General features: G+C 54.6%; 10 protein-coding genes. 7 read left to right on the top strand and 3 right to left on the bottom strand.

Annotated elements, in window-relative coordinates:
• Window positions 1–65: 65 nt before the first annotated feature.
• The gene (locus AAY24_RS02920; protein WP_082117230.1) at window positions 66–902 is read right to left on the bottom strand and encodes an RnfABCDGE type electron transport complex subunit B; all 837 of its coding nucleotides are present in this window, start codon (window positions 900–902) and stop codon (window positions 66–68) included.
• 268 nt (window positions 903–1170) lie between these two features.
• On the opposite strand from AAY24_RS02920, the gene AAY24_RS02915 reads away from it, so the two are divergent.
• Both AAY24_RS02915 and AAY24_RS02910 read left to right on the top strand, forming a co-directional pair.
• A complete protein-coding gene (locus AAY24_RS02915; RefSeq protein ID WP_046858408.1) occupies window positions 1171–2121 on the top strand; it encodes a LysR family transcriptional regulator in 951 nt (316 codons plus the stop codon).
• 394 nt (window positions 2122–2515) lie between these two features.
• Window positions 2516–2725 (top strand): cold-shock protein, encoded by a 210-nt coding sequence (locus AAY24_RS02910; RefSeq protein WP_046860967.1) that lies wholly within the window; start codon window positions 2516–2518, stop codon window positions 2723–2725.
• Between the two features lie 114 nt (window positions 2726–2839).
• On the opposite strand, the gene AAY24_RS02905 is transcribed toward AAY24_RS02910, so the two are convergent.
• Window positions 2840–3940, bottom strand: a complete 1101-nt coding sequence (locus AAY24_RS02905; protein ID WP_052761024.1) for a ChaN family lipoprotein — start codon at window positions 3938–3940, stop codon at window positions 2840–2842.
• A 313-nt stretch (window positions 3941–4253) separates the two neighbouring features.
• Between AAY24_RS02905 and AAY24_RS02900 the strand changes: the two genes are divergently transcribed.
• Window positions 4254–6248: a M1 family metallopeptidase gene (locus AAY24_RS02900; RefSeq protein WP_199930476.1), complete on the top strand. Its 1995-nt coding sequence runs from the start codon at window positions 4254–4256 to the stop codon at window positions 6246–6248.
• Between the two features lie 10 nt (window positions 6249–6258).
• Here AAY24_RS02900 and dinB read toward each other — a convergent pair whose 3' ends face one another.
• Window positions 6259–7449 carry a DNA polymerase IV gene (gene dinB, locus AAY24_RS02895; protein WP_046858406.1) on the bottom strand — a complete coding sequence of 397 codons (1191 nt, stop codon included), beginning with the start codon at window positions 7447–7449 and terminating at the stop codon, window positions 6259–6261.
• Between the two features lie 278 nt (window positions 7450–7727).
• Here dinB and AAY24_RS02890 point away from each other — a divergent pair, with 278 nt between their 5' ends.
• From AAY24_RS02890 to AAY24_RS02875, 4 genes are all read left to right on the top strand, one after another.
• Complete coding sequence (locus AAY24_RS02890; RefSeq protein ID WP_234422231.1) at window positions 7728–8210, top strand: MarR family winged helix-turn-helix transcriptional regulator; 483 nt, start codon at window positions 7728–7730, stop codon at window positions 8208–8210.
• 503 nt (window positions 8211–8713) lie between these two features.
• A complete protein-coding gene (locus AAY24_RS02885; protein WP_046858404.1) occupies window positions 8714–9670 on the top strand; it encodes an MBL fold metallo-hydrolase in 957 nt (318 codons plus the stop codon).
• Window positions 9671–9745: 75 nt separating this feature from the next.
• Window positions 9746–11416 carry an FAD-dependent oxidoreductase gene (locus AAY24_RS02880; RefSeq protein ID WP_046858403.1) on the top strand — a complete coding sequence of 557 codons (1671 nt, stop codon included), beginning with the start codon at window positions 9746–9748 and terminating at the stop codon, window positions 11414–11416.
• Between the two features lie 16 nt (window positions 11417–11432).
• Complete coding sequence (locus AAY24_RS02875; RefSeq protein ID WP_046858402.1) at window positions 11433–11639, top strand: DUF2783 domain-containing protein; 207 nt, start codon at window positions 11433–11435, stop codon at window positions 11637–11639.
• The last annotated feature ends 8 nt before the right edge of the window (window positions 11640–11647 follow it).

The raw sequence follows: 11647 nt of genomic DNA, 5'->3' as shown, positions 1-11647 counted from the left end.
ATACTTCCTCTTCTACATTCCTGGATTCACCAGCATTGTTGGCAACCCAACCGATAAAACTCTAACTACCCAATGGGCAGCATCTCTTTGCGGATAATCTTTTTGGCATCCTTACCCACTTGGTAACCGCCCTTCTTGTCGAACCAGACAATAGCGCCCGTGGGACAGCGCTCAATCGCTACCCGGGATGCCAGATCGTTTTTGCTGTAATCAATGACGGCCAGGTTGTTTTTAATCTCAATCAACCCTTCCGGAGAATCCACCGCACACCGCTCACAGGCGGTACAGATGACTTCGCACTCATTCTCTGCCTCTTCACCCTTCTCCAGATTCCGGCAGGCGACAAAAAGCTGTTCATTGACGGAGTGGAGTTCAAACAGATCCTTGGGACAGATATCGACACAATCGCCGCAGGCGGTACAGAGTGATTCGTTCACCATCGGCAGGCCATATTTGTTCATGCTGATTGCGTCAAAGTCACAGACATCGGCGCAGTCCCCCATACCGAGACAGCCCCAGGCACAGCCCTTGCCACCACCGGCCACAAGGGCTGCAGCACGGCAGGAGCTCATACCATCGTAACTGGCCCGAATATAGGCCACATGGGTGCCGCCGGCACAGGCGAGTCGGGCGACCCGTTTAACTTGCGTACCCAGATCAACACCCAGATAATTGGCGATCTGTTCATTAATCTCTTTGGAATTGACGGTGCACTGGGCCGGCTCGTAGGTGCCTTCAATCAAGCCTTCCGCAAAAGGTCGACAACCCGGGCTGCCACAGGCGCCGCAATTGGCCCGGGGCAACAGGTCCTCCACGTCATCAATACGGGGGTCTTCATAGACAAACAGACGTTTGTTAGCCAGCACCAGAATAGAAGCAAGCAGTGAACCGAGTAGAGCCATAAAACCAACGGATAAGGCTAGGCTGGTAATATCGATCATTGTTCGGCCCTCAAACAAACTACAGCTTATCGCCGCATAAATAATTGCAATAGTTTCAATCTATACTATTATTTTCCGTTTAGTATCAGTTAGTTAAATCCATTTACCTAAGATACAATGCGTATTTTTTCGCAAGCGCAGCAAAGTGTAGTGGAATTTGTGGTATTTGACAGGTCAATTATTTCAATGCTTACTATTAACTTCAGCAATAAAGTAACAAGAGAGCACCATGGCATCACCGGCGCCAATTTACTATAAACAGAACAGACTCAAGCAATTACGCGCTTTTTGCCATGCTGCCAGAACCGGCAGCATCAGTGAGGCGGCCGACAAGGTTTTTCTCAGTCAGCCGACCGTTTCATTGCAGATTCAGGCCCTGGAGCGTGAGTTGGAAACCGTTCTTTTCGAACGCCGGGGCCCAAAAATACGCCTGACCCCGGAAGGTAAGATCCTGTTCAAACTGGCCCAGCCCCTGGTTGAGGGAATGGACAAACTTCAGGAGACCTTTATTGCCCAGCAGGGCTTGCTGGAGTCGGGTGATCTGAACATCGCCGCCGGTGAATCAACCATCCTTTACGTGCTACCCGAACCGCTTAAGCAGTTCATGGAGCAGCACCCCAAGATCCGGGTCAAACTCCACAACGTGACGGGCGGACGGGACGGACTCTCCAGACTGCGGGCCGACGAGGCCGATTTCGCGGTCGGTTCCATGCTGGAAGTACCGGATGACATTATCTATAAACCGCTGGTCACCTACTCTCCCGAATTGATTGTTCCGATCGGTCACCCCCTGGCCGAGATCGAAACCATTACCCTGAAAGATATCGCCCCTTACGGGCTGATACTCCCTCCCCCCAGCCTGACCACCTGGCGGATGGTTGATCTGGTGTTCCGTCAGCATGAACTGAAATTCAAAACCGGTCTGGAAGCCGGCGGTTGGGAAGTGATAAAAAAATATGTGGAACTTGGCATGGGTATCTCGATCGTCACCGATGTCTGCCTGACCGGTGAAGAGCGACTGATCAAGATCCCCCTGAATGAGTATTTTCCCAAACGCACTTACGGAATAGTGCTGCGCCGCGGCAAGTACCTGTCACCTCAGGCCAAACGATTTATCGACATGATGGAGGCCTGTTACGCAGACGATACAGAAGGTTCTGAAAGCGATCCGCTAATTTAATAAAGAATTTAAATAAGCAACATATCAGTCTGTTTGTAAAAGCGTTTCTTAGGAAAATATGACAATTATTTTATAGTTGTCGTTCCTGGAATATCCGTCTATATTTATTCCTTGACTAGCGAACAAACCGCAGGGAGAATGAGATGACTCTGCGCAAATTTTCGGGTAAGGAAAGAGCACACCAGCCAACGTTAAAATTTTAAATCAAACTCGTACATGAACTCTGGTTATCGGGTAGATGGAAAAGAATCTGGCTTGCTAGGATTTTCTCCATCTATCTGAAAAGATAGGTGGTCGCAAGATCACACACCGGCAGTATACCAATAGAAGTTTAGGGCCAGTGTTTTTTGTAATGCCAATAGAAATTGGCACTGTTCATAAGTACGAGGGTTATATGTCTGATTTAGTTACCGGTGTCGTTAAATGGTTTAACGATGACAAGGGATTTGGTTTCATTGAGCGCGAAGGCGGCTCTGATGTTTTCGTCCACTTCCGTGCAATTAATGGCACTGGTCGGCGCACACTGACCGAAGGGCAGAAAGTCACTTTTGAAGTTACGCAGGGCCAGAAAGGCCCACAGGCTGAAAACGTAACCATCGTCTAAGTTACCGATCGCCGTTCACCGGAAGCGTATCAAGCGCTTCCGGTGAATCATTTGGCTTTGCAGCTGTTTTATGGCCCCGGTTATCGGGTGGTCAGGTGGTCTTAGGCCCTATTGCTATTGCCCCAGAATCAATTTCACATCCAGCTGTTTCTCGCCCAGTAGTACTCTCCGACGCAACAGTGTCAGCTCTGCTTCGTCCCCCGGTTTTTTCCTGAGCAGTTGTATACGCAGGTCGTTTGGCGATGTCACCTGCTCCCCGTCAAATGCCAGAATAATGTCATCAGGCTCCACACCACCCAGATCGGCGGCACTCTGCTTTACCACCTTGCTCACCAACACCCCGCTCTCCGCCTGCTCCATATAGATGCCCAGTACCGCAGCCGGCGGTAACTCGGCCTGTTCGGGGAACAGCATAAAATCAGCAACACCGGGAACAACCCGCAGGTTACCACCCGGCAGCACCACCGCCGAGGAGACCGGATGACGCCGCTGTACCCGGTTGGGAATACCAGACCTGTGCATCAGGTGACCACTGCCGGCCAGCACCACCATCTGTTTATCCGGGTGGGCCTGGAGGTAATCGGCGGCCCTGGCGGCCATGCCCTCGTCCCAGACCAACTGCACCTGTAAAAAGCGCTCGAAATCTGAACTGATCTCTTTACCGTGCTGATTGAAAATCTTTTTTAACCGCTCCCTATACGCCTGATCAGAGTTATCGATCTCCACAGGAACCTGGCTGCGCTCTTCTTCATTCAATCCATCCAGCCCGACCTCCGATACCCGCCGGGTAACCTCACGCGGCACATTCAACGCGATCACCGGAATACTCTTGCTTTTCGCATACTCCAGAATGGGTTGGTACAAGCGGTAGTCATAGACCCAGCGGTCGTACCATTCGGTCTTTTTCAGCATCTCCGCTTCGGTTATTCTTCCGGCAACATAGTCATCCAGATATTGCTGGAATGGCTGCTGAAACATCTCCATACCGATGGCCAGATCCGCTCCCGATTCATGCAGCGCATCAATAACCGCCAACTGGGCCTGGTGGTGGGCGTAGTTATCGTGGGATTCCCCCACATAGACCACTGGCCGGTTGACGAGAATGGGGATCAGCTGTTCCAGCCCCATGGCCTGCCGCAGATCCAGCACAGTCGCCTTGGTCGGGATTCCATCGCTCTGCTGGTCCGGCTGTTTATCGGGATGGGGCTCATGCATAACAACGCCGCGCTGCTGTATGGCCGCATTTCCACAAGAGGCGAGAAACAACAAAACTAAAATCAACGGAAGATAGCGGGAATATCGTGTTATAAACATAAGTCAGATCTCTTAAACAGCAAGACACGCGTGTCAGACATGAAACTTTCAGATTGATTCAACCAGGGTAGAGAAATTGCGTTACAAGTTTCCCACACATCCCCTCTTTGCACCTCGCCAGGATCATCTTATCAGACAGCTCGTACTCCTTCTGCTGCTGTTTTGCACTGCGCCGGCCTTTCCGGATAGTGGGCAAGGCCCGATCCACCACCAGTTGCAGGTTGAGATCCAACCCGACCAGGGGCTGCTTAACGTAACCGATTTGCTAACCCTGCCGGTTGCCGAACAGGAGATTGGCTTCCTGCTCCATGCAGCCCTGAGACCGACCCTGCTTGACGAAGATGCCAAACTGATCACGCTTGAGCTGCAACAGGGACCGGTACCGGTGCGTCGTTATCTGGTCCGCTCTTCCCAACCCAGGAAAACTTTTTCCATTAACTACGTTGGTACCATCAACCATCCGGTTACTCCAAACGGCGAATCTGGCAATAGTCACCATTTCACCCCCGGACAGATCTCCTCCAACGGCGTTTTTCTGTCAGGCAGCAGTTATTGGTACCCGTGGACCGGCAATTCACCCATTGAATTTGTACTGCAGGTGAAACTGCCAACAGGCTGGAAATCGGTCAGCCAGGGCAGCCACATCCCCCGATCTGAGGGCTGGCGAATGCCCCATCCCCAGGAGGAGATCTATCTGATCGCCTACCCCTACCACTATTATCAGCAGCCCGCATCAGGCCACCTGGCCGAGGTCTACCTGCGTCAACCTAATCCTGACCTGGCCCGCCGCTATCTGGATGCCACCGGGGAGTATCTAGCTCTGTATGAAAAGTTGCTCGGCCCTTACCCCTACACCAAGTTCGCCCTGGTAGAGAACTTCTGGGAGAGTGGCTACGGCATGCCCTCCTTTACACTGCTGGGACCCCGGGTGATCCGGTTACCGTTCATTGTCCACAGCTCCTACCCCCATGAGATTCTGCACAACTGGTGGGGTAACGGCGTCTATGTGGACGCATCATCCGGCAACTGGAGTGAGGGGTTGACCACCTACCTGGCGGACCATCTGTTGAAAGAACAGCAGGGAAATGGCGCCGGATACCGCAGGAGCACCCTGCAGAAATATGCCGACTATGTAGCAACCCAGGATGACTTTCCCCTGACCCAATTCCGTGGCAATCATGGTCAGATCAGCCAATCGGTCGGCTACGGCAAGGCCCTGATGCTATTCCATATGTTGCGCATGGAACTGGGTGATCAGCAGTTTATCCAGGGCTTGCGGGAGTTCTATCGCACCTATCAGTTCAAGCTGGCCGGATTCCCCCAGTTGCAGGCGACCTTCGAATCGATCTCCGGAAAAGACCTGACCCGTTTCTTCCGACAATGGCTGACCCGGACCGGTGCACCGACCTTAAAACTTGCCGCCGCCGAGACAACCCGGACAGAGAAGGGATACCGTCTGGAAGTGCGGGTCGAACAGACCCAGGCAGAGGCGCCATTCTGGCTGAGAATCCCGCTGTTTATCCATTTTGCCGATCAGAAAGCGGCGGTACCCTACACCCTGGAGATGGACAAACGGAGCGCCACATTGGTGATTGAGGCCGACCAACGCCCGTTACGTATCAGCGCCGATCCTCTGTTTGATCTGTTCAGACGACTGGATCCCAGCGAAACTCCCAGCAGTCTGGGACAACTGTTCGGGGCGAAACGGCTGTTCGCCGTACTCCCTGCAGGCGCAGATGATGATACCCGGCAGGCCTACCGGCGACTGATAGCAGCGTGGCAGCAGCGACAACCCGGTCTGACCCTGCTTGAGGACAGCGCGATCGACCAGCTACCGGAGGACGGCGCCCTGTGGATTCTCGGCAGGGAAAATCGCTTCGCTCATCTGTTTAACCCCCTGTTGGCACAACAGAAAATGACAGCGCAATCAGGCACCCTGGCACTCACCCTGTCCCGTAACCCGGAAAATCCCCAGACCCTGGGCTATATCACCACTGACAACCCGGCCGCCCTCATCGGCCTGGCCCGTAAACTCCCCCACTACAGCCGCTACAGCTACGCCCTGTTCAGTGGGGTGGAACCGACAGTGCAACAGCGAGGTGAATGGCAGATTACAGCAAGCGCCCTCTCCCGCCAGCTGGCTACCGACTCCGGAGATGGGCTGCTGCCGGTCGCCGATCATCCGCCACTGAGCAAATCGTCTCAATAAACCGCAGATACTATTTCCTGTTTTTCCCCAGCGGGGCACCGAGTGACAACTTGCCGTTGCCAAAGCGCTCGGTTGCCTTGTCCAACATGGAGTAGAGACGCTCCTGACGCTCATCGTCTTCAACCGCGTCGAACAGATCCAGATTGGTATGGGCTCCATCACTCCAGTCCGACACCCCCAGGCCGATCAAGCGGACCGGTCGACGGACAAAAGCTGAGGACTGGAACAGCTCCCAAGCCACCCGGAACAGCGTGGCGTCGGCGTTGCCCGGCGATGACAAGCGACGCTGCCGGGTATGGGTTTCAAATCCACTCAGGCGCAGCTTAAGCGTCACCACGTTACCCTTCAGGCCCGCCTGGCGCAGGCTACGCCCCACTTCAGCGGCCAGTCCCCGCAGCGTGGCCCTGAGCTGCTCCTGGTCAGTGATGTCCTCGTTGAACGTGGTCTCTTTGGAGAGTGACTGACGCCCCGACTGTTCACCTACCCGGTCAGATGAAACACCTCGAGCCTGACGATAGAGACTCTCCCCCATGCTGTCACCGAAATAACTGTTAAGCTGATCCAGTGGCAGGGCCCGCAACTGTTGCACGGTTTTTATTCCCAGGCGCGCCATCGTCTTCAGATTACGGGGGCCAACCCCGCGCAGATTGGAAACCGGCATGGGGTCCAGAAACCGCTCTACTTCGTTCACGTCCACAATCGTCAACCCATCCGGTTTGTCATAATCGGAAGCCAGCTTGGCGATCAATCGATTGGGGCCGATACCTACCGAGCAGTTCAGACCGGTCCGTTCCCGGACCCGCTCCTTGACCCGTTCTCCGATGGAACGGGGAGGCCCGTACAGACGCTCAAGACCGGTAATATCCAGATAGGCCTCATCCACTGAAACCTGCTCAATAACCGGTGAGATATCCGCCAACACCTCCAGCACCTGGCGTGATACCTCCACGTAACGGGGCATGTCCGGACGCAGGTAAACCGCATCCGGGCAGCGTCGATAGGCATCGGAAATGGGCATCGCAGAACGGATCCCGAACACCCGGGCCTCGTAGGAGCAGGTAGAGACCACGCCACGCCGGCCCGGTTGGGCGCCCACCACCACGGGCAGACCACGATACTCCGGGTGGTCACGCTGCTCTACCGAGGCATAAAAGGCATCCATGTCCACGTGCATGATCCATCGGATGCGTTTATCTGTCATGATCCTCAACCGGGTTGGGTAAAACTGCAGGCTCCGGATCGACATTCTGTATAACGATCCCGTAAACAATTGTAACGCGCGGTTCCAGCGGGGTAAAAAATGTCGATTTCCGTGAAACCCAACCTACCGGCAATCTGGCCAGCTTACGCAGAGTTGGCTTACAATGCGGCCACACTCTGGCTCTCTGCGACCGATGCACTGGCGACCGACGGTGGTGGAGGCCGAAACAGATGCCAAACGGCGCTTTCTCGTTCCCTTTTGTACCCTGGAGCAACACCTTGGCTGATAACGAAATGACAACAAACAGTGAAGAACCGCGGGTAGAGTTGGAGAGCTTCATACCTTATCGTCTGTCGGTGCTCAGCAACTTTGTCTCCAGCAGCATTGCCACCATCTACTCGGAACGCTTTAACATCAGCATCATGGAGTGGCGGGTCATCGCGGTACTGGGAAATTATCAGCCGCTATCCGCCAATGAGATCTGTGAACGTACCAACATGGACAAAGTGCAGGTAAGCCGGGCCGTCTCCAGCCTGACCAAGTCCGGTCGCGTGCTGCGCAAGACCGACAAGAAAGATCGACGCAAATCCCAACTGCGCCTGGCCGCCAAGGGCATGAAGGTCTATCAACAGATAGTGCCGCTGGCCCTGGAACGTGAAAAGAAGTTGCTTGCACCGTTCAACGAGAATGAGATAGCGGAATTTGACCGGTTATTGAGCAAACTGGAAACCCGTGCGCGGGAACTCTGCGCTACTGACTAGACATGGTCACTAAACACCATCTTTTCTGTACGGTTTTGTACAACCTCTTAACAAACCGCTGCCCAAATACTCGAGTTATATAAGGGATGGGCGCAACAGGCGCCCTTCACCATCCCGGCAAAGCTATTCAGCGCGCCCTTTGCAGCATTGCACCAGATTGATCAGTCGAATCTGGCATTTCCACTGGTACAACCAGACAGCATACGGGCTGCCCTGCTATTGGCGGGAAGTACCCCAGAGCCGTCAGATTCGTTCATGGTGACATAAAGGATTATCTGCCCTTTCGTCACACTCCCCATCCGACAACGCCAATAACCCATCTGTAAATAGTGGATATTATCTGTACTTTTCCTAAACAGGTGACTCTCCCGCTGATTTTCCTGGTTTTGTAAAATTTGCTATTAGTTACTTTTGCAACTATATTTACCTCAACTGATATTTGTCAGGATTTAACGTTGACGATAACTCAGGGTCGTTAACCCACACCGACACAAGGAACCTCAATGAGCAAGAAATTCGCATCACAGGCTGATCTCGAAGAGAAAACAGTTTCATTCGATAAGCTGGCAGAAGGTGTCTACGCCTATACTGCGGAGGGCGATCCCAATACCGGTATCATCATTGGTGATGACGGAGTCATGGTGATCGACACCCAGGCCACACCGAAGATGGCGCAGGATGTTATCAGGCGCATTCGTGAGGTCACCGACAAACCGATTAAATACGTGGTGTTATCACACTATCATGCGGTGCGTGTGATGGGTGCATCGGCCTATGGTGCCGATCACATCATCTCCAGCGAAGCCACCTATGACCTGATCGTGGAACGGGGTCAGTTTGATTTTGATTCCGAAGTTGGCCGTTTCCCGCGCCTGTTCCAGGGTGTTGAATCGGTGCCCGGCCTGACCTGGCCGACCATCACGTTCAAAACCGGCATGACGCTCTGGATGGGTAAACGCCGGGTCGAGCTGCTGCACCTGGGCCGGGGCCACACCAAAGGCGATATCGTAGCCTGGCTGCCGGATGAAAAAATTCTGTTCAGCGGTGACCTGGTGGAGTACGGCGCCACACCCTATACCGGCGACGCCTATCTGACCGACTGGCCTCAGACCCTGGCCAATGTGCGCGCCCTGGGGGCTGAGAAGTTGGTGCCGGGGCGTGGCGATGCACTCACCACGCCAGAGACCGTTGAAGCCGCCATCAGTGGCACACAGGACTTCCTGACCCAGATGTTTGAGAGTGTCAAAAAGGGCCGGGCCGAAGGGAAGCAGCTGAACGAAATATACACCGAGACTTACAAAGTACTGCAGCCCCAGTTTGGCGACTGGGTCATCTTCGACCACTGCCTGCCGTTCGATATCACCCGCGCCTACGATGAAGCCGGCGAGTTCCGGGACCCCCGTATCTGGACCGCCGAGCGGGATACTGAGATGTGGCACGCCCTGCAGGACGCCCTCTGACCCGAAACAAAAAGGCAACAGCCAGCAAAATATAAAAAAGGCGCAAAGCCACGATGAGAGGAGGATTGTTCAATCATGTTGCAGACCCATCAGAACCCGGTTTACCCGTTCGTACACTCAACCGATCAGGATGCCGCCACTCCGGTCCATCACCCGATAATCGTGGTGGGGGCCGGCCCGGTTGGTATGGCAGCAGGTCTGGACGCTGCGGCACAGGGCATCCAGACCGTGATCCTGGATGACAACAATACCGTCAGCATCGGCTCCCGGGCAGTCTGTTATGCCAAGCGGGCCCTGGAGATTCTCGACCGGCTCGGTTGTGGCCAGCCCATGGTGGACAAGGGGATCACCTGGAACCTGGGCAAGGTGTTTTTTCGTGACGACCAGGTCTACTCGTTCAACCTGTTACCGGAGTCGGATCACCACCGGCCGGCATTTATTAATCTGCAGCAGTACTACCTTGAAGAGTTCATGGTGGATCGCATCGAGCAACTGGAGCAGGTCGACCTGCGCTGGAAGAGCCGGGTCATTGCGGTAAAGCAGTCCGATGACCGGGTGGAAATCCGTATCGAGACCCCCGAGGGCGAATACACGCTGACCTGTGATTACCTGATAGTGGCCGATGGCGCCAACAGCGGTATTCGTAAAATGATGGGTCTGGAGAGCAGCGGCAAGGTTTTCCAGGATCGCTTTCTGATTGCCGACGTAGTGATGGAGACCGACTTTCCCCCTGAGCGCTGGTTCTGGTTTGATCCCCCTTTTCACAAGGGTGGCTCCACACTGCTGCATCGACAGGCGGACAACGTCTGGCGCATCGACTTCCAGCTTGGCTGGGACGCCGACCCGGAAGAGGAGAAAAAACCGGAAAAAGTCATTCCCCGTCTCAAGGCGATGCTCGGTGAGGAGGCCCGCTTCGAACTGGAGTGGACTTCGGTCTACACCTTCCAGTGCCGCCGTATGGAGAAATTCCGCCATGGCCGGGTATTCTTTGCCGGCGATGCGGCCCACCAGGTCTCTCCTTTCGGTGCCCGGGGTGCCAACAGCGGTTTTCAGGACACCGACAACCTGTTGTGGAAAATGAAACTGGTACTGGATGGCAAAGCGCCCGCGAGACTGCTCGACACATACGATGAAGAGCGCATTCCAGCAGCGGACGAGAATCTGCGTAACTCGACCCGCAGCACCGATTTCATCACCCCCAAGAGCGAAGTGAGCCGAATTTTCCGTGACGCCACCCTGTTGCTGGCGGAGCAGTATCCATTTGCCCGCACCATGGTCAACAGCGGTCGGCTCTCCATACCTGCGGTGTATCGTGACTCCACGCTCAACACCCCGGATGAAGCGAATTTTGACAGCAACATGGCGCCGGGCACTCCCAGTACCGACGCCCCGGTCAATACCGGTGACTGGTTTCTTCAATTGATCGCCAACAACCGCTTTAACGGACTCTACTTCAGCCAGATGGAAGGCAGCCTGAATGCTGAGGAGCAGGCGATCCTCAGTGCCCTGACGGAAAACAGCGACATCCCCTGTTCCATACTGGTGGCCGGACTCGATCCCGATGGCAGCCGCCCGACAGCGGTGATGCCGGTGAAGGATACAAAAGGGATCCTGAAACAACGCTTTGATGGCCGGCCCGGTACCTTCTATCTGTTCCGTCCTGATCAGCATGTCGCCGGACGTTGGCGCAACCTGGATAAAGATAAGATCGACGCGGCCCTGAACAGAGCCATCAGTCGCACCTGAAGGAGGAGATAGACAGATGATCGCCCCACAAAAACTGAATGTACAACCGGCACTCACCCACCCGGATGATTTTTACAACGCCCTGGTGGCTATGCACCGGGATCTGAATGAAGAGCAGAGTCAACTGGCCAACGCCAAGCTGATCCTGCTGCTGGCCAACCAGATCGGTGACCAGGAAGCACTCGAAGAAGCGCTGAGAATCGCCGCCGACGGGTTGAACTGACCTTCAGA

The organism is Sedimenticola thiotaurini (assembly GCF_001007875.1).
In the GTDB taxonomy this organism is placed as follows: Bacteria; Pseudomonadota; Gammaproteobacteria; order Chromatiales; family Chromatiaceae; genus Sedimenticola; species Sedimenticola thiotaurini.
This window is presented reverse-complemented; position numbering and strand designations above follow the sequence as displayed.

Coding starts and splice junctions, on each gene's coding strand:
- AAY24_RS02910 (WP_046860967.1), top strand. CDS start 2,516: ATGTCTGATTTAGTTACCGGTGTCGTTAAATGGTTTAACGATGACAAG.
- AAY24_RS02880 (WP_046858403.1), top strand. CDS start 9,746: ATGTTGCAGACCCATCAGAACCCGGTTTACCCGTTCGTACACTCAACC.
- AAY24_RS02915 (WP_046858408.1), top strand. CDS start 1,171: ATGGCATCACCGGCGCCAATTTACTATAAACAGAACAGACTCAAGCAA.
- dinB (WP_046858406.1), bottom strand. CDS start 7,449: ATGACAGATAAACGCATCCGATGGATCATGCACGTGGACATGGATGCC.
- AAY24_RS02885 (WP_046858404.1), top strand. CDS start 8,714: ATGAGCAAGAAATTCGCATCACAGGCTGATCTCGAAGAGAAAACAGTT.
- AAY24_RS02875 (WP_046858402.1), top strand. CDS start 11,433: ATGATCGCCCCACAAAAACTGAATGTACAACCGGCACTCACCCACCCG.
- AAY24_RS02905 (WP_052761024.1), bottom strand. CDS start 3,940: ATGCATGAGCCCCATCCCGATAAACAGCCGGACCAGCAGAGCGATGGA.
- AAY24_RS02920 (WP_082117230.1), bottom strand. CDS start 902: ATGGCTCTACTCGGTTCACTGCTTGCTTCTATTCTGGTGCTGGCTAAC.